The organism is Paraburkholderia sartisoli, assembly GCF_900107685.1.
Taxonomy (GTDB): domain Bacteria; phylum Pseudomonadota; class Gammaproteobacteria; order Burkholderiales; family Burkholderiaceae; genus Paraburkholderia; species Paraburkholderia sartisoli.
Map to the genome: position 1 here is coordinate 21,099 of NZ_FNRQ01000008.1, position 17,083 is coordinate 38,181.

Sequence of the window (17,083 nt, forward strand, 5' to 3'; positions counted from 1 at the left end):
AACATGATGATCATACTGCTTCGCCTGTGGTCACGGCGCGCGAGCTTTGGCCTGGTTTCCTTAATCTCCGGAGGTCTATATGAAGAAGTTTCTCGTCACGGGTTCCACTGGCGCTACGGGCGCTCCCACTGTTCGCTTTCTGCGGGCACACGGCCACAACGTCATGGCTTTCGTTCGCCGTGAAGACGACCGCTCCGAGGCGCTGAAGGAACTCGGCGCGGAAATCGTGACCGGCGACATGCTGAAGATCGAAGATGTCCGCCGCGCGATGAACGGTGTCGACGGCGCCTACTTCTGCTATCCGCTGACTCAGGGCGCGGTAGAAGCAACGGCGATCTTCGCTCAGGCAGCAAGCGAGCACAACGTGAAGCAGATCGTGTACATGTCGCAACGACAGTCGCGCCCGCACGCACGCAGCCCGGCAACGATGAATCACTGGCTTTCGGAGCAGATCCTCGACCGCTCGGGCGTTCCGACCGCGCATCTTCGGGTCAACTTCTTTTCAGAATGGATGTTGTACGCGGCGGCTGAGATTCGCGCCGGCCGCTATCTGACCCCGTTCGACCCGGAGAGCCGCTTCGCGCCCATCGCCGCAGTCGATATCGCACGTGTCGTTGTAAAGATTCTTGAGAAGCCCGAAGCGTTCGGTAGCAGGGTCATTCCGGTCACGGGCCCGGTTGAAGTCAGCCACATCGAACTCACGGGCATTCTCGCGAGGACGCTCGGAAAGGAGGTGCGCTTCGAGCAGGTCGCGCCGGACGAATTCGTAAAGGTCCTTGGCCTGGACGGCGATCCTTCGTTCGCAGCCCACTTCACGGCGGTCAAGGTCGATCAACAGGAACAGCTGCTTGCCGGCGTCGACAGCAGCGCGGCAGAAATCGTCGGTCAGCCGCTGATGACGCCCGGGCAGTTCATAGAAGCGCATCGCGATCTCCTGGCGTAGATGTCACTACGCCCTCAGACGACCGGGGTGGCTACCGCGTCGTCATGAGCTGGACGAGCGTTATCCGTGGGAGGATGCAGGCATTTGTGGGAGGGCGTCTTCCCGGATCGAATGACCGGGCGCGAGGTGTGCGGCGAATGTGTTCCGCTCATTGAACCCGCCGCGCAAACATGTCGAGACATGGTGCGCACGGATGCCCGTTCGGAACAGGAAAGCGGCCGTTGCGGACTGGGTGACCCGAAAGACGGCAACGGATCGATACCGGTCCGCTTCGATCAGTCACACCGGGCCACAACCACTGCTTCAACCCACCCGGACGAATGGTCGGCAATCCGACAGCAGGCCTTGTCGACAACAGCACCTCTACCGTCCTGTATGGGACAGTGCCGGACCTGGCGTCCGTAGCGGGTACTGAGCGGGCATTCGCGCTGTTTTATCCCGGCACCATCGCGTCGGGCGCGATCTCGCCGGTGATCTATGGATTTCCCGGCGACTGGATCGGCATACACGGCGCTACGTTCGCCACGACTCCGACGACGCTCCCCGTCTTCCCGCGGGAAATTGCACTGCGCGCGTATCTGGCACCCGAGGAGAAAACGCGAGCATAGGCCGCACGGCCCTGCGAAATCGTTAGCGGTCAGCACTGTGAGGACCTTCAGTTCTCGCAGTGCAAATCCTGTTTCGGCACAACAATGATCACCGGGTATGTCCCCCGGTCGAGTTCGACGCGCGCGACTACGGCGATCGTCGCGCTGTCCGCGTCGTCATACACGCTGGCCTGTTCATGTTTAAGCGTTGTGATGCCGGTACAGGCTGACGCGCGCCCCTCGTCGGAGATGTGGCACTGGATCGGGTTGTCCGCAAGGTAGCGATATTTGTCCCTGTCGGGGGTCGCAAGATATTCACGAACGCTCTGCGCCGATCCACCGACGCCAGTGACATACCCCATCGCGCACTGCTGCCTGGATGGATCGCTGCCGCCGGATGTCTGGGCGTTCGCGGTTGCGGCGACCACTGCGAGTGTCAATGCAAGAAGATGTCTCATGGTGCTAATCACGGTTTCCGGATCGAAGTGCTGAATTGTAAAGGCACTCGGCCCATGGGGTCGGACAACCGAAGAACGGCTGCTATCGCGAGACTCGAACCACCGCTATACCCCCAGTTCAGGCAACGCCAGCACGAGAAAGCCGACGACACTCGCGGTAGCAGTGCAGCACGACGATTACATCCCATGTAATTGGCGGGCCGCGCAACCGCCCCTACTCTCTGGTTGTCGCGTCATCAATCCGGTGGCGCTCACCACCAGGGAAATATCATGTCCAGCTACCCCGTTCACACGATCGAGTCCGCCCCCGCGCAATCGAAGCCCGTGCTCCAGCAACTGCAACAGACGTTTGGCCTGATCCCGAACATCGCGGCCGCGATGGCCACTTCACCGGTGCTGATCAACGGGTTCATCGGCCTGTTCGAGCGCGTGCATGCGAGCAGTCTGACGGAGCCGCAAATCCAGACGCTGCTGCTGACCAACGCAGTCACGAACGCCAGCGAGTGGGCAGTCGCGTTTCACTCCGCGCTCGCATTGAAGCAAGGCGTGCATCCCGCCGATGTCGACGCAATCCGTCACGCCGGCCTGCCGGATGACGCCGGACTGGCCGCGCTGTCAACGCTCGCGCGCACGCTGATCGAAAAGCGCGGCCGCCTCGCTGAACCGGACCAGAAACGCTTCCTCGACGCGGGGTTCAGCGCCGAACAGATACTCGAGGTCATTGCCGTGGTTGCCGCCTCTACCATCACGAACTACACCGGCAGCGTGACCCGGCCGGCGCTCGAAGCGCCGTTCGAGGAATTCGTCTGGCATGCGCCGCACCCTGAGTCCGATATATTCAGCTAACTTGATTTGATCAGGAAAATCCGATGAACGTCACCGGTCTCGATCTGAACGTGCCGCCGGGCGAACTGGGCGATTTGTTACGCTATTGGCGAGACGTGCGTGGCGTGAGTCAGCTCGATCTGTCGCTGGAGGCCGGTGTCTCGCAGCGCCAGATCAGCTTCATTGAAAGCGGACGCAGCGTGCCGGGCCGGCACACGATCCTGATCCTCGCGCAGACGCTCGACGTGCCGCTGCGCGAGCGCAACGCGCTGCTGCTCGCCGCCGGCTACGCACCCATGTATTCGGAGGCACCGTGGAACGCACAGGAAATGCACAGCGTCATCCGAGCGCTCGAGCGGGTCGTTCGCCAGCACGAACCGTTTCCGGCGATCGTGATGGACCGTCACTGGAACGTGCTGATGACCAACGATGCCGCGCCCCGCTTTTTCAACCACTTCATCGACATGGCTTCGCGCGAGGGACCGCGCAACATGCTGCATCTGATCTTCGATCCGCAGGGTATGCGTCCGTTCGTGGCCGACTGGGACAACGTCTCGCGAAGCCTGTTGCAACGGGTGTATCGCGAATCGATCGGTCACATGATCGACGACGACACAAGGCGTCTGCTCGACGAGCTCCTGGCGTATCCCGATGTGCCGCGCGACTGGAAGGCACATCACGCGCCGTCCGCCACGCCCACGATGCCGGTCATTCCGCTTGGCTTTGTCAGCGAGGGCGTGGTGCTTCGTTATTTTTCGATGGTGACGAGCGTTGGAACACCGCAAACCGTTGCCGCGCAGGAACTGCGCCTGGAATGCATGTTCCCCGCCGATGATGCAACCGAAGCACGCCACCAGCAATTGTTCGCAACGCATTCAAAGGAACGCTGAACGGTTTGCCGACTGCAACCGGGTTGACCTGAAGAATCGAAGTCGCATATCGACCATGGCGACCGCGTATTGCCCGGCGGATCGAAAGCACTCGTGCGTGCTGTGCATCAGACCGTAAACACAGTCCGTGCAGACGCTTCACCGGTCCATGCGCTTTCGACATCGGTCAGCGGCACGGCGTCGGCTTCGATCGAAAATCCGCCGCTCACGACCGCCTTCAGCAAGCCGCCGATCGCGCCGAGCAGCCGCTCGTTCGACACGCTGCCCAGCCCGCTGCCCATCATCTCCAGCCCCGAGCTGCGCAGAGCCGAGGCCGGAACATTGATCGTGTTGCCGGCCAGCGAGCCGATCTGCACGAAGCGGATCCGCGGCTCGGCTTCGCCGCTGTGTCCACCCAAGGCGCCCAGCAGACTTTCCGCGGACGGCCCGTACAGGTAATCCAGGATCACGTCCACGCGGTGACTTCGAATGGTGTCGCGGAACGTTTCGATGAGCGCGCCGGTGGGCGCATCGAGCGGAATCAGCACGTCGGCGCCCAGTGCGGCAAGGCCTTCGATACTCTTCGCGTTGCGCCCCGTCACGATCACCTTGTTCGCGCCGAGATGCCGCGCGATCTGGATCGCCAGCCGGCCGGAGACGCCGGTCGCGCCGTTGATCAGCACGTTCTCGCCGCGCTGGAAATGCGCGCGCTCGGTCAGCGCGGCCCACGACGACATGCCCGGATTGCCGATCGCCGCGGCCGTGACGTCATTGACGTCGTCCGGCACCGGCACGCAGTACGTTGTCTTCACGACCGTCGTTTGCGCCATCGCGCCGAATGGCCCGCGCGGAAACGCGAAGTACACGCGCCGCCCGTCCGGCAGGAGCCCCACGCCATCGACGCCCGGCACGAGCGGCAGTGTCTTCCCGCTGCTGTAGTGACGCCCGGACGCCTGGCTCTTCACGAGCTGGCTGAGCGCCGCCGCGCGGACCTGCACGAGCGTCTCGCCGGGTTCGGCAACCGGATCGGCAAAGTCGCCGTAACGCGGCGACGCGTTGAAATCGTGAACGACCGCAGCTTTCATTTCAGGCTCCCTGATTCAAACGACGACCGGACGGCCTTGCGTCCACACCAAATGGACCGACTCTGCATTCTACGGAGTTCGCGCCGCCCACGCGCAGGATGGATTCTGGCTGGGGAGTGTCGCGACGAAGCCGGATTGCGCCGACGCATCGTCGAGTCAAAAAGCGTCGTGCTGGAATGCGGGTGAAACGGATAACGGATAACCGACAAAGCAGGCACAAACAAAAACCGCCCGCAGCCCCTTAATCCTTAAAGGGCACCGGGCGGTTCAAACTTCCGTACACACGGAAGCCACCTTCAACGCATCGCTTATTTCGCGGGCTGGATCTTCGGCGAAACCCACTCGTTTTTCAGGAGCGCCGGCTTCGGCCAGTAGTAGCGCATCGCGATCATGAACTTGCCTTGCGGCGCGGGCAGCCAGTTCGATTCCTTGTCCTTGCCCGGCGATTCGTTCTGGATGTAGATCGTGTATCCGCCGTCCGGGTCGGTCTTCAGATCGGGCAGCATCGGCGAATTGATCAGATAGCGGTTGATCGGGTTCTTGACAAGAAGTTGTTCCGGCAGGTTATACATCGTCATCGACCAGAACGCGTTGACGGGCGGCAGCTGACCCTTCGCGAAATGCAGCGTGTAATGCTTGCTGCCATCCAGCGGCTGGCCGGTCGCATCCTTCTCCAGAATCGGATACAGCGCTTCGTCACGCGAATTCGCGCCGATGCCGACCTGCGTGCCCGTGGCGCGCGCCACATAGTCGTTCTTCAGAAACTTGCGGGTGCCGAACAACGTGTCGCTCCGGCCGCCAAGCGTTGCCCGGCGCGCATCGATCGCCTTCTGCCCGTCTTCCATGCCGGCCTTCAGCGCGGCCTGCGTGGCGGCCGGAAGCGCGGACACATCGAGCGGCTTGCCCGGCACGATTCCGATCTGCTCGAAGCGGTGACGCAACGCCACCTCCGTCGGATTCACCGGCGCGAACTGCAGCACGAACGCAAGCTGGTTGAAGAATTCGAGCGACGTGTGTTCCGCGCCCGGCGGCAGCGGCTTGATCCAGTCGATAGCGGGCGCCGGCGGCGGCGCGGGCTGGCCTTCGAACGCCGAGAGCGGCTCGACCTTGTAGCCGGCCTGGATCTTCTTCACGTTGTCGAGATCGGCGGGATTGAAGAGCTGCGTGCGGCCCACCACGTTCACCATTTCGGTTTCCGCATGGATGACCTTGCTGATGCCCTTCGGCGTCGCGCCCTTCCAGCCGGGACCGGCGATCAGGTAATGGCCGCCCTGGTTACCCGTCGTGCGGCTGCCGATGTAGTCGAAGTTGAACGTGTACAGATCCATCAGCTGGAATACGAAGTACCGGTTCTTCTCCATCGGCGGAATCGTGATGACGACCGGCTCCGCGCGCAGGTCCAGCCCGGCGAACGTGTACGGCGTATCGGAATTGGGCGTGACGAACGCGGTGTCATCAGGCGTGAAGACGCGCGCGATATTCAGGATCGAATTGAACGGCCCCTTGTACTGCGAGCCGGTCTTGTCGATGGAGAACGCGTACATCGTGCGGTACATATCGACCATCGGCGTGCCGAAAATGTAGGCTTCCTTTGCAATGGACTCGATCTGTGCCGGTTTCAACGTGGCGGCTCCCGCGGAAGGGTGTGACGCGCTATCGCTGGTCGCGGCCTGGGCCGTGGCCATGGGAATCATCGTAACGGGCAACAGCAGGGAGAGACAGACGATCTTCTTTTTGAGCATGGACAATCCTGTGCGAGTCTGGAGATGACCGCGTCGACGGCGTTCGCGGATCAACGCATTCTAGCGCGCGGATGCACGCCTTCGATCAAACAGATTCGCACTCCATGCATTGTGCATGACATAACGCAGAGATGCGGCGTCCTGAAGCGGCGTTCGTGATCGTTCCAGTGCGGCGGATACGAACCCTTCTGAAGGAACGCGCCCAGCGCTCAGCCCGCCAGCTTCCTGAACGTTTCCAGCACGGCGTCACCCTTGAACGGCTTCACGATCCAGCCCTTCACGCCCGCCGCCTTGCCGCGTTCCTTCATCGCGGGGCTGCTTTCCGTGGTCAGCATGATCACGTTCACGGCATGATTCGCCAGTTCGCCGCGGATCTTCTCGACCATCGTCAGGCCGTCCATGTTCGGCATGTTGACGTCGCTGATCACGAGCCGGATACCCGGGCTTGCCTTCAGGCGCGCGAGGCCGTCCTTGCCATCGACGGCCGTATCGACGTCGAGACCGTTCTTGCGCAGAAAGCCGGCGACCTCGTCGCGCACGGTGCCCGAGTCGTCCACCACCAGAATCTTCGACATGTTTTTTCCTGTGACGTCAGTTGCAAAATTCAGAACAATTCGAGTTCGCCGCTGGTTTCCTCGACTGCGCTCACTTCCGCGGCGAAATCCAGCGGCGCGTGCGCGCAGACGCAGACCGTCGCGCCAAGCCGGACCGAACCGTTGATCGTGATGGCGAACGTCGCGAGATAACCGGGTTTCAGCTCTTCCAGATACGGCAGGCAGCGCGCGCTCAGCACGTAAGGCGTCGACATGCCGAGGTCCGGAAAGTGCTCCAGCAACGCCTGGTTCATCGCGCCACTACAGAGATTACAGGTCTCGAGAAACACTTCGCGAAACGTCGCGCCGTCTTCGTTCCTCACGAAGTACTCGCGCGTGGCGGCGTCTTCGTCGAAATGCAGCACGAGCAGCATCCTGAAGACGATCGACGAGATCGTCAGAACCACGACGTTTTCGGCGCGTTCAGGCCCGGTGGCGCCCTCGCCGGCCGGCACGATCTCGCAGCTGTCGCCCGCCTGCACCGGCAATCGCGCGCGCGCCGCCTTTTGAAAAATGCGCTCGAAGCTTTCCTTTGCGTGCTGACTGATCACGTCGGCGCCTGCTCGAAGCGGGACTGGAACTGGCTCGCGAGCGCCGCGACGCTGCCAAGCGACGCAGTAATCATTTTTCCGCCGGCCTGGATGTCCTGGAACGTGCCCGTTGTCGTGAGGTCGCTGCGGTGCAGGCTGTCGCGATAGCTCTTCGACAGTTCTTCCGAGCGTGCCGCGAGCGAGCGCACCTCGCTCGCCACGACCGCGAAGCCGCGTCCAGCCGTGCCGGCGCGCGCGGCCTCGATCGACGCGTTCAGCGAGACGATCACCACGTGCCTCACGATCGACGAAAGCTCCTGATTCTTCGCGTGCATGTCCTGGTTCTGCGCCATCAGCGAGATCATCTGTTCGTGCCAGCGCTCGAACGTCGCGCCAAGGCTCTTCAGACGCGACGCTTCGCCCACGATCTGCTCTGCAAGCGCGGCCCATTGATGCCGGTCCTCCGTCGCGGCGTTCATCAAGGCGCGGATGTTTTCCGCCGCGTCGGCCTCGCTCGCGAGGGCCTCGCGCAGCGCGGCCATCTGCGTCTCGAGCTGTTGCTTTTCCTGCTCGGCCTGCTCGATCAACGCGCGCTGCGTGGCGCTCCCCAGAGCCTGCGCCTCGATGTGCGCCTGCGCTTCGGATCGCTGCCGCCTGCGTGCGCGGACGACGTAAAAGCGGTGCGCCGCGAACGCGAGCACGCCGCTCACCGCGCCGCCAGCGAGCGCCGCCAGACAATACTGTTCAATCACAACCTGTCCTTCTGGAGATCCATCGGGCGATGGGGAAGAAATTCGCGCGACTGGCGTTTCAGTTCAGCCGACGAGCGCGCCAGCCCGCGACGCGTTGACGTCGCTACGCGCGTCCGTGCCGAGGCTGTCGACCGCCACGCTGTCCGGCAGGCAGACGACCGTCTGAAACTGCCGGAAGTCGGCGCCATGACGATCGTCGGTGAAACGCAGCTCGATGCGGCCGTGTTCGCGCGCGAGGAAATCCCTCACCGCGTCCATGCCGACGCCACGCCCCGACACTTCGGTGATCGCGTGAGCCGTCGAAAAACCCGGCCGGAAAATCAGCTGCGCGACGGCGTCGTCGTCCAGCTTTTCGCCAGCGGCAATCCAGCCGCGTTCGATCGCGATGCCCCGGATGCGCGCCAGTGCAAGGCCGCGTCCGTCGTCGCTGAGCGTGACCTGAAGCATGTCGTGATCGACGCCCACTTCGATGTCAATCGCACCGGCCGCCGGCTTGCCGTTCGCGATGCGTTCATCGCTGCTCTCAATGCCGTGGTCGATCGAATTGCGCAGCAGGTGCATGAACACGTTGCGCAACGTGCCGGCGGCGTGGCTGCGCAGGCGGTAGCCGTTGTCGTCGATGCGCACCGCCGGCACCGCCTTGCCCAGTTCCTGCGCAAGCGACGGCAACGATTCGAGCACGCCCGCGAGCGATTCGCCAACGCTCTCGGTCCCCACCAGACGCAGCGTCCGATGCACCGCGTCGCGCATTGCAACCAGTTCGTCGAGACTCGCGACGTTCGCGGTTTCGAGCAGTTGCAGGCTCTCGCGGATGTGCGCGCGATCAACCATCAGATAGTGCTCGACGTGACCGCCACGCGACGCGCCCTTGCGTCCGAGGCTGACTTCGTTGATCGTCGCGTAGCTTTCGATCGCTTCGCGGACACGCGCAAGTTCCTGCATCAGGTCGTCCTGATCCCACGCGCGATCGGCGTCGGCCTGGCGCAGCTCGTGATAGCGCTGCTCCGTCTCGTGTACGACGTTGGTCAGATACTGAAGGTTGTAGGTGCGCGCGTTGCCCTTGATCGTGTGCATGTTGCGGAAGAGTTCGGCGATCGCCGCGCCGTCGGCCTGCGAATGCTTGCGGATGATCCGCTCGTTCTCGCTGACGAAGCCCGCTGAACTCTCGATGAACTGCTGGAATTTTTCCTCGCTCACCGCAAGAATCTCGCCGATCATCTCCAGCCGGCGCTGCTGCTCGCTCGCCTGCGCCGCGAGCTCGCGCAACTCGGTGACGTCGCGCACGCACAGCATCAGGCGCACGACCGTGTCGCTTTCGTCGGTGATCGCGGACCAGCTGAGATCGAGCGTCTTCTCGCGGCCGTCAGGCATGCGCCGCGTGATTTCGTTCACGAGCAGATGCTGGTTGAACGCGAAGTTGATGCAGTCTTCGCCAAGGCATGCATGCACGGCGGCGTCGATCTGCGAGAGCACGTCAGCGCCAGGGTCCGTGTCGGCGAACACCAGTTCCATCAGGCCGCGACCCGCGATGTCGCGCGTTTCGAAGATCGCTTCCAGATACGCCGAATACTCGGCGTGAATCACCGCGCCATCGACGACCGTCAGGATGCCCTGCTGCATGTTCTGCAACATCGCCTGAATATCGGCGGTTTTCTGCTTGAGCAGCGCCGAGCTTTCCTGGATCCTCGCGATCATGCCGTTGAACGCGACGATCGAATGACCAATCTCGTCCATGCGCCCAACCGGCACGCGACGCGTGAAATCCTGGCTCGATGCGATCTCGCTCATCATCGCCTGCATGCGGCTCAGCGGTCGCGTGATCTGCCGGTACAGCAGCGCGCCGATCAGCGTGAGCAGCAGCACCGCGATGCCCGTCACGATCGCAATCGCCGTTGTCGTGGTGGACAGCGTCGCGTTGAGCGAGGTGATGGCGTCGTCTTTCTCGCGGTTTTTCTCGACGCGCAGCGTTTCGACGATCCCTTCGAGTTCGTCGCGATACTGCGCGACGTTGGCGAACAGAAACGCCTGCGCGAGTTCGTTCTTGCCGGCGGCTTTCATCGTCGCCGTTTCGTTGATCGCCGCGAAGTAGTTTTCGACGCTGTCGCGCGCCTGCGCGACCAGCCCTTTCTGCGCGTGGCTCGCGGCCGCGCGGTCCTGCAACGCGAGCGCGCGTTGCAGCGAGGCTTTCTTCGTCTTGAGTTCTTCCTCGGCCTGCGCGACCACGTTGCCATCGGGCGCGTAGACGAGTGTCATCGTGGCGAGCTGCACGTCCTTGACCTGCGAGACGAGATCGGCGGAAGCCAGCGTGCCGGGCACGACGCCTTCGGTCACCTGACGGACTTCGGCCGCGCTGCGCCGTGTCTGGTAGACGGCGTAACCGCCAATGGCCGAGAGCGCGACGAACATCAGAACAACGAGCAGCGTAATGCGATGACGGATAGTCATGTACAACCCCCGGGGTCAACCAGCGTATCGGGCCTGCGTGACAGACCGATCGCCTTTTAAGATGTTTCGAATGGTCGAGCGCGGTGATTATTCGGGAGGGATGTGACGGACCGATGACGCATCGCGATTCTTCGATGCGTGGTGAAGGCGAAAGCGAAGGTGAAGGCGCGACGGGATGCGCCGCGCGCCCGGTTGAAGGCGCGCGTACTCAGGCGAAATCGGGGACGAGAACGAGCGGCGGTTCGAACGCGGCCCAGTGGGTCCAGCCCGGCGCCTGACCGGACGACTTGATCCGCACGGCGCGCGAGCCGTCGACGAAAACCAGCGACTCGATGTCGAGTCCGCTTTCGTCAGCGGCATTACTCACGTCGACGCGGCCCTGTTGATGGGTAAAGTCGAGGTTGCCCTCGCGCAACAGGTTGAGGTACGTATCGTTCCCGGCGAGAGCCGGCTTGCGGTCCCAGCGGTTTAAAAGTGTGACTGCAATTTCGGCATCGAACATGTGATCTCTCCTTGCCTGTGCGTCATGGCCACGCGGAAGGCATATGCCCAGGCGCTCCGTCGGGCGCCTCGAGCAGTCTGGAAGACACCATTGATCCGGCCACTATACTGGAAAAACAAATAAATGGTGCGACGCACAATGCGTGTCACATCACGCCCGCTGTCTTTTTCCGGCGCAACCGCCCTGCACCCGCCACGCCAGAAACGGTGACGGTGCAGGCGGTTGCGGGTACAACGGCCCGAAAGAAAGCTTGCGTCAAACAGGCCGCGTCACGACTCGAGAAACGCCAGCAGGTCGGCGTTGACCTGGTCGGCCATCGTGATGCACATGCCGTGCGGGCCGCCGGCGTAGACCTTCAGCGTCGCGTCGGGGATGATTTTCGCGGACAGACGACCCGCTTCGTCGATCGGCACGATCTGGTCGTCGTCGCCGTGCAGCACGAGCGCGGGCACGTCGATCTTTCTCAGGTCTTCGGTGTAGTCGACTTCGGAAAACTGCCTGATGCAGTCGTACTGGCCGCTGATCGAGCCCTGCATGCCCTGCGCCCAGAATGAATCGATCACACCCTGCGACACCTTCGCGTCCGGCCGGTTGTAGCCATGAAACGGGACCGCCAGATCCTGGTAAAACTGCGAGCGGTTGTCGGCCACGCTCTTGCGGATACCATCGAACACGTCGATCGGCACGCCGTTAGGATGCGCGGCGGTCTTCGCCATCAGTGGCGGCACCGCGCCGATCAGCACGACTTTCGCGACGCGCATCGTCCCGTGCCGGCCGATGTAGTGCGCGACTTCGCCGCCGCCCGTGGAATGACCGACGAGCATGGCGTCCTTCAGGTCGAGATGCACGATGAGGGCAGCGAGATCGTCGGCGTAGGTGTCCATGTCGTTGCCGCTCCACGTCTGGCTGGAACGGCCATGACCGCGCCGGTCGTGCGCGATGACCCGGTAACCCTTCTGGACGAGAAACAGCATCTGCGCGTCCCACGCGTCGGCGCTCAACGGCCAGCCGTGCGAGAAGACGACGGGGCGCCCCGTGCCCCAGTCCTTGTAAAAAATCTCCGTGCCGTCTTTCGTCGTGATCGTGCTCATGGAATCATCTCCTGGGTAGATGGATGGATCGGACTGCCCGACTGCTGTCTTGCGCGGTAAGCTTCCAGCAGATACTAGACCATCATCGTGACACCGTCGCACTCGTGGTCAGCTGGCGCGTGCGGTCATGAAAGCATTCCGGGCTGTCGTGCGCGTCGCGCTGCGGGCGATGCGACGCGCGGGCCCACAACAGCCATCCGGGGAACGACGTATGAGCGAGCGTCACGAGCAGGACACGCCGCGCCGACGCTACGGCCATGCCGCGACGGAATGGCACGATCACCTTCTCGTCTGGGGGCCGGCCACCCTGCTGTGCGCGCTGGCGCTCGGGCTCTTCATCTGGCTCGTCGATCCCGCGCCGCCGAAAGTGATCGTCATGAGCGCGGGGCCGGCGGACAGCACGTTGCTGCCCGCCGCCGAGGCGTACCGCGAGATTCTCGCGCGCAACGGCATCACGCTGAAGGTGCTGACGTCCGCTGGTTCGGTGCAGAACCTGCAACGCCTGCTCGATCCGAAACAGCACGTGGACCTCGCGCTCGTGCAGGGCGGCATCGCCCAGGGCGTGGATACGTCGTCGCTGATGTCACTCGGCAGCGTGTTCTACGCGCCGGTCGTGGTGTTCTATCGGGGCCACGGCATGGACCGGCTTTCGCAGTTCGCGGGCAAGCGCATCGCGATCGGCCGGGAAGGCAGCGGCACGCGCCTGCTCTCGCTTGCGCTCCTGAGCGCGAACGGAATCGAGCCGGGCGGCACCACGACGCTCCTGCCCAGCGACGGTGCCGAAGCCGCCAGACAGGTCGTGACGGGACAGGCGGACGCCGCCATTTTCAACGGCGATTCGGCCACGCGCGCGATGATGCTGCGGCTGTTGCAGGTGCCCGGCGTGTCGGTGCTGGACTTCTCGGAGGCGGCGGCCTACACGCGGCGCTTTCCTTACCTGAATGAAATCGACCTGCCGCCGGGGCTCCTGGATCTCGGGCACAAGATTCCGCCCGACACCATTCATCTGATCAGTCCGACGGTCGAAATCGTCGCGCGTTCGACCCTGCATCCGGCCATTTCCGATCTGCTCATCGAAGCGGCGCAACAGGTTCACGGCACGGCCGGCCTGTTGCAGCATGCCGGCGAGTTTCCGAGTCCGATTGCGCACGAATACCGGATCAGCGAAGACGCGATACGCTATTACCGGTCCGGCAAGAGCTTCTTCTATCGCAACCTGCCGTTCTGGCTGGCGAGTCTCGCCGACCGCTTGCTGGTGGTGCTGCTGCCCGCGCTGGTGCTGCTCGTTCCCGCGTTGCGCACGATCCCGGCGCTGTATCGCTGGCGCGTGCGCTCGCGGATCTATCGCTGGTACGGTTCGCTGATCGCGATCGAACGCGGCGCGCTGGCAAAGGCATCGGGCGAAGAGCGCGACGCGCTGCTCAGGGAACTCGATCACATCGAAGAAGGCATCAACCGGATGAAGATGCCGCTCGCTCATGCCGACGCGTTCTATGTGCTGCGCGAACACGTCGGCTTCGTGCGTTTCCGGCTAACGGGAGAACGACGCCCGCCATCGAACACGTAACGCGTGCGCCAGAAACAACGAAAGCCCGCCAATGCGGGCTTTCGACATTTACAACGGGTACAGCGCGTGCGTTTTAGTGCGCGATGTAGACCGGCGGCGAGTATGAGCTCGCGGTGAATTCACCGCGGACACCCGCCTGCGACGAGCCATTCGTCGACGCACCGTAGCCGCTATTCTGCACGGCGCTCTTTTGCGCGGAGACGCGGGCTTCGGCGGCCTGCAGGTTTTCCGGATAGTCGATCGAGTCGATGTTCGGGTTGTAACCGGCCTTTTCCAGTTGAGCGAGCTCGGCGCGAACCTGGGCGCGGGTCACGGGGCCATTCGATTGGGCGAACGAAACAACCGGAGCGGCGAGCACTACAGCGAGAGCAACAGCCTTGATGAGCGACTTCATGGTAACTACCTCCGAATAACCTGTCTTGACCGGGTCTGCAAAGCGGTTTGTTTGCAGCGATTGAGGCCAGTGTAGGAGCAGGCATACCTCGGGATAAATACCGGAAAGGCGAAATCACTGTTTGGAAATCCCGGCCAATTGCAAAGCCTTGTCGGACGGGGGTTTCAAGCCTGCCGGGCGTGCTTTCCATTTCCGTTGCAAGTCCCGTTTTCGCGAGGCGGTCTGCATCAACCGGCTCGCCTCGGTGGACAGGTCGACTGGCGCACCATCAGGTTCGGCGGCGGTCCTTGCAACATCGGCGGCGATGCGTCGACGCGCCCTTTTTCCATGAGCTGGATCAGCAGATCGATGGACAGCCCGGCGATCGAACTCGTGTTGATCGCAACCGTCGTGAGCGCCGGACGCACCTGGTGCGCGAGCTGGATATCGGTGATGCCGATCACGGACACGTCTTCGGGCACCTGACGGCCGAGCGACGCAAGCGCCTGCATCGCGCCGATCGCGAGCAGATCGTTCGTGGCGAAAATGGCCGTGAGGCCCGGCGTATTCGACATGAGCTGGATGCACGCCTCGTAGCCCGCATCGATCGTGTCGCGAATCTGCAGCACCGCGGCGGCGTCCGGTTCGATACGTGCGGCGCGCATCACCTCGCGAAACCCGTTGGCGCGCGCGTCCTGCAAACCGCCGCAGCCGTCGCCGACCAGCATGCCGATGTTGCGATGGCCAAGCTCCAGCAGATGCGTCGCGGCCAGCGCCCCGGCGCGCGCGAAATCGACGGCGACGCACGGCAACCCCGGCGGCGACTCGGGATGCTCCCACAGGCTCAACACGATCGGCGCGCCAATCGCCGCCGAAGCGCACAGCTCGTTGATCTCGATATCAGTATTGAGCACGATCACGCCTTCGGCGAGCGTGCCGGCGACCTGCGTGAGATACGCACGGCCGGTTTCCGCGTCGTCGTCGGTGTTGCAGACCATCAGGAAATAGCCCGCGCGGCGCGCGGCGCGCTCGGCCGCGAGCACGAACTCCGGATAGAACGGATTGGCGATGTTCCCGAGCATCAGCGCGAGCGTCGACGAGCGCCCCTCGGCCAGCGCCCGCGCGTTCAGATTCGGCCGGTAGCCGAGTTCGCGAATCGCGCTCAGCACGCGTTCGGCGGTTTCCGGGCGCACCTTCTCGCGATTGCGCAACACGTTCGACACAGTGGCCGCCGTGACCCGCGCGCGGCGCGCGACTTCCGTCAACGTGACCATGACGACCCGATCCGCGAGGTCGCGCCGCCGGACCATCCCATATTCAGGGAACAGCAACCAGATGTTGCACAGCCGGCGCAGGCTTTGTTAAGTTTCATGGAAATACTCCGGAGACAGACATCGTGATTTCAAATCCCAGCTACGAATTTAAGCGCTTAAATGCACGCAGCGCAAGCGTTTCGCCGATTTTTTTCCAGCGAAATTTAAGCGCTTAAATCTCAGGGAGGCGAGTATGTCGGCAATCAGTCTCACGCAGGTCGAGAAGTCGTACGGCAACAATCCGCCGGTGATCCGGCGTCTGAATCTGGACATCGGCGAACACGAGTTCTGCGTCTTCCTCGGGCCGTCGGGCTGCGGCAAATCCACGTTGCTGCGGATCATCGCCGGTCTCGAGGACATGAGCGAAGGCGATCTCCACATCGGCGGCAAGCTGATGAACAGCGTCCCGTCCGCCGCGCGCGGCGTCGCGATGGTGTTCCAGAGCTACGCGCTCTTTCCGCACATGACCGTGTTCGAGAACATGGCGTTCGGGCTGCGACTCGCGAAGACGCCGAAGGATGTCATCGACCGCAAGGTGCGCGAGGCCGCGCGGATTCTTCAACTCGACGCGCTGCTGGAGCGTCAGCCGAAAGCGCTCTCGGGCGGGCAGCGGCAGCGCGTCGCGATTGGCCGCGCGATCGTGCGCGAGCCCGGCGTGTTCCTGTTCGACGAACCGCTCTCCAATCTCGACGCCGCGCTGCGCGGCCAGACGCGCATCGAAATCGCCCGCCTGCATCAGCGTTTTGCGCAGGCGAGCGTGGTGTACGTGACGCACGACCAGGTCGAAGCGATGACGCTCGCCGATCGCATCGTGCTGCTGCATGCGGGCGCGGATACACAGCGCTTTGGCAGCATCGCGCAGGTTGGCGCGCCGCTCGAGCTTTATCATCGTCCGCGCTCGCGTTTCGTCGCGGGTTTCATCGGCTCGCCGCGCATGAACTTTATCGACGCCCGCGTCGATTCGATCGCGCCAGGCCGCGTGACGGTGAAGCTCACCCAGGGCGACGAAAAACTGGCGGTCTGTGTCGACGGCACGCGCCTCGTGCGCGATCAGCCGGTGACGCTCGGCATCCGCCCCGAACACATTCGCACCGATGGCGAGGACCAGTCGCTGCGTGGCGTCGCGACACTCACGGAGCAACTCGGCGAACACAGCTATATCCACGCCGATTACGCGGGTGGTGCGCTGGTCTTCAAGGCACCAGGCGATACGTCGACGCAACCTGGCGAGCACATCGCGCTGCGCACGCCCGCCGAAGCGTGTCATCTGTTCGACGCCGACGGCATCGCGCTCGAACGCACGGTCGCGGGTTCCGCCCTGCCCGCGCTTCAGGTTGCATGAGGGTTGCCTGAAAGCTGTACTGCAAGCGCCGGCCGCAGAGCCGGCAGGATCGACCGGCCGCGCAGT

The 17,083-nt window shown here is 63.3% G+C and carries 17 protein-coding genes; 6 read left to right on the top strand and 11 right to left on the bottom strand.

Going from position 1 to position 17,083, the window contains the following annotated elements; genetic code table 11:
- Nucleotides 1-79 precede the first annotated feature (79 nt).
- A complete protein-coding gene (locus BLV45_RS21770) occupies nt 80-943 on the top strand; it encodes an NmrA family NAD(P)-binding protein (protein ID WP_090536415.1) in 864 nt (287 codons plus the stop codon).
- Nucleotides 944-1,263: 320 nt separating this feature from the next.
- A complete protein-coding gene (locus BLV45_RS21775; RefSeq protein WP_090536417.1) occupies nt 1,264-1,551 on the top strand; it encodes a hypothetical protein in 288 nt (95 codons plus the stop codon).
- Between the two features lie 47 nt (nt 1,552-1,598).
- On the opposite strand, the gene BLV45_RS21780 is transcribed toward BLV45_RS21775, so the two are convergent.
- Nucleotides 1,599-1,988 carry a hypothetical protein gene (locus BLV45_RS21780; RefSeq protein WP_090536419.1) on the bottom strand — a complete coding sequence of 130 codons (390 nt, stop codon included), beginning with the start codon at nt 1,986-1,988 and terminating at the stop codon, nt 1,599-1,601.
- 270 nt (nt 1,989-2,258) lie between these two features.
- Between BLV45_RS21780 and BLV45_RS21785 the strand changes: the two genes are divergently transcribed.
- Nucleotides 2,259-2,834, top strand: coding sequence for a carboxymuconolactone decarboxylase family protein (locus BLV45_RS21785; RefSeq protein WP_090536421.1), 576 nt, complete (start codon nt 2,259-2,261; stop codon nt 2,832-2,834).
- A gap of 23 nt (nt 2,835-2,857) precedes the next feature.
- A complete protein-coding gene (locus tag BLV45_RS21790) occupies nt 2,858-3,703 on the top strand; it encodes a helix-turn-helix transcriptional regulator (protein ID WP_090536423.1) in 846 nt (281 codons plus the stop codon).
- 107 nt (nt 3,704-3,810) lie between these two features.
- On the opposite strand, the gene BLV45_RS21795 is transcribed toward BLV45_RS21790, so the two are convergent.
- The 8 genes from BLV45_RS21795 to BLV45_RS21830 form a co-directional block, all read right to left on the bottom strand.
- Nucleotides 3,811-4,767 carry a quinone oxidoreductase family protein gene (locus tag BLV45_RS21795; protein WP_090536425.1) on the bottom strand — a complete coding sequence of 319 codons (957 nt, stop codon included), beginning with the start codon at nt 4,765-4,767 and terminating at the stop codon, nt 3,811-3,813.
- Nucleotides 4,768-5,075: 308 nt separating this feature from the next.
- Nucleotides 5,076-6,509, bottom strand: a complete 1,434-nt coding sequence (locus BLV45_RS21800) for a DUF1254 domain-containing protein (RefSeq protein ID WP_090536427.1) — start codon at nt 6,507-6,509, stop codon at nt 5,076-5,078.
- Between the two features lie 209 nt (nt 6,510-6,718).
- Nucleotides 6,719-7,084, bottom strand: a complete 366-nt coding sequence (locus tag BLV45_RS21805; RefSeq protein WP_090536429.1) for a response regulator — start codon at nt 7,082-7,084, stop codon at nt 6,719-6,721.
- A gap of 29 nt (nt 7,085-7,113) precedes the next feature.
- Nucleotides 7,114-7,653 (bottom strand): hypothetical protein, encoded by a 540-nt coding sequence (locus tag BLV45_RS21810; protein WP_090536430.1) that lies wholly within the window; start codon nt 7,651-7,653, stop codon nt 7,114-7,116.
- A complete protein-coding gene (locus BLV45_RS21815) occupies nt 7,650-8,384 on the bottom strand; it encodes a methyl-accepting chemotaxis protein (protein WP_090536432.1) in 735 nt (244 codons plus the stop codon). The genes BLV45_RS21810 and BLV45_RS21815 overlap by 4 nt, the downstream gene beginning before the upstream one ends.
- Nucleotides 8,385-8,447: 63 nt before the next feature.
- Nucleotides 8,448-10,829 (bottom strand): ATP-binding protein, encoded by a 2,382-nt coding sequence (locus tag BLV45_RS21820; RefSeq protein ID WP_090536434.1) that lies wholly within the window; start codon nt 10,827-10,829, stop codon nt 8,448-8,450.
- A gap of 208 nt (nt 10,830-11,037) precedes the next feature.
- Nucleotides 11,038-11,331 (bottom strand): hypothetical protein, encoded by a 294-nt coding sequence (locus BLV45_RS21825; RefSeq protein WP_090536436.1) that lies wholly within the window; start codon nt 11,329-11,331, stop codon nt 11,038-11,040.
- 269 nt (nt 11,332-11,600) lie between these two features.
- A complete protein-coding gene (locus tag BLV45_RS21830; RefSeq protein ID WP_090536438.1) occupies nt 11,601-12,422 on the bottom strand; it encodes an alpha/beta fold hydrolase in 822 nt (273 codons plus the stop codon).
- Nucleotides 12,423-12,633: 211 nt separating this feature from the next.
- Between BLV45_RS21830 and BLV45_RS21835 the strand changes: the two genes are divergently transcribed.
- A complete protein-coding gene (locus BLV45_RS21835; RefSeq protein ID WP_090536440.1) occupies nt 12,634-13,989 on the top strand; it encodes a TAXI family TRAP transporter solute-binding subunit in 1,356 nt (451 codons plus the stop codon).
- A gap of 73 nt (nt 13,990-14,062) precedes the next feature.
- Here the strand turns inward: BLV45_RS21835 and BLV45_RS21840 are convergent, their stop codons facing one another.
- Together BLV45_RS21840 and BLV45_RS21845 are read right to left on the bottom strand one after the other, a co-directional pair.
- Nucleotides 14,063-14,383 carry a DUF4148 domain-containing protein gene (locus BLV45_RS21840; RefSeq protein ID WP_090536442.1) on the bottom strand — a complete coding sequence of 107 codons (321 nt, stop codon included), beginning with the start codon at nt 14,381-14,383 and terminating at the stop codon, nt 14,063-14,065.
- 227 nt (nt 14,384-14,610) lie between these two features.
- Nucleotides 14,611-15,636, bottom strand: a complete 1,026-nt coding sequence (locus BLV45_RS21845; RefSeq protein ID WP_090536794.1) for a LacI family DNA-binding transcriptional regulator — start codon at nt 15,634-15,636, stop codon at nt 14,611-14,613.
- Nucleotides 15,637-15,868: 232 nt separating this feature from the next.
- Here BLV45_RS21845 and BLV45_RS21850 point away from each other — a divergent pair, with 232 nt between their 5' ends.
- Nucleotides 15,869-17,017, top strand: coding sequence for an ABC transporter ATP-binding protein (locus BLV45_RS21850; RefSeq protein ID WP_090536444.1), 1,149 nt, complete (start codon nt 15,869-15,871; stop codon nt 17,015-17,017).
- Nucleotides 17,018-17,083 lie beyond the last annotated feature (66 nt).

Coding starts and splice junctions, on each gene's coding strand:
- BLV45_RS21770 (WP_090536415.1), top strand. CDS start 80: ATGAAGAAGTTTCTCGTCACGGGTTCCACTGGCGCTACGGGCGCTCCC.
- BLV45_RS21775 (WP_090536417.1), top strand. CDS start 1,264: ATGGTCGGCAATCCGACAGCAGGCCTTGTCGACAACAGCACCTCTACC.
- BLV45_RS21780 (WP_090536419.1), bottom strand. CDS start 1,988: ATGAGACATCTTCTTGCATTGACACTCGCAGTGGTCGCCGCAACCGCG.
- BLV45_RS21785 (WP_090536421.1), top strand. CDS start 2,259: ATGTCCAGCTACCCCGTTCACACGATCGAGTCCGCCCCCGCGCAATCG.
- BLV45_RS21790 (WP_090536423.1), top strand. CDS start 2,858: ATGAACGTCACCGGTCTCGATCTGAACGTGCCGCCGGGCGAACTGGGC.
- BLV45_RS21795 (WP_090536425.1), bottom strand. CDS start 4,767: ATGAAAGCTGCGGTCGTTCACGATTTCAACGCGTCGCCGCGTTACGGC.
- BLV45_RS21800 (WP_090536427.1), bottom strand. CDS start 6,509: ATGCTCAAAAAGAAGATCGTCTGTCTCTCCCTGCTGTTGCCCGTTACG.
- BLV45_RS21805 (WP_090536429.1), bottom strand. CDS start 7,084: ATGTCGAAGATTCTGGTGGTGGACGACTCGGGCACCGTGCGCGACGAG.
- BLV45_RS21820 (WP_090536434.1), bottom strand. CDS start 10,829: ATGACTATCCGTCATCGCATTACGCTGCTCGTTGTTCTGATGTTCGTC.
- BLV45_RS21825 (WP_090536436.1), bottom strand. CDS start 11,331: ATGTTCGATGCCGAAATTGCAGTCACACTTTTAAACCGCTGGGACCGC.
- BLV45_RS21830 (WP_090536438.1), bottom strand. CDS start 12,422: ATGAGCACGATCACGACGAAAGACGGCACGGAGATTTTTTACAAGGAC.
- BLV45_RS21835 (WP_090536440.1), top strand. CDS start 12,634: ATGAGCGAGCGTCACGAGCAGGACACGCCGCGCCGACGCTACGGCCAT.
- BLV45_RS21840 (WP_090536442.1), bottom strand. CDS start 14,383: ATGAAGTCGCTCATCAAGGCTGTTGCTCTCGCTGTAGTGCTCGCCGCT.
- BLV45_RS21845 (WP_090536794.1), bottom strand. CDS start 15,636: ATGGTCACGTTGACGGAAGTCGCGCGCCGCGCGCGGGTCACGGCGGCC.
- BLV45_RS21850 (WP_090536444.1), top strand. CDS start 15,869: ATGTCGGCAATCAGTCTCACGCAGGTCGAGAAGTCGTACGGCAACAAT.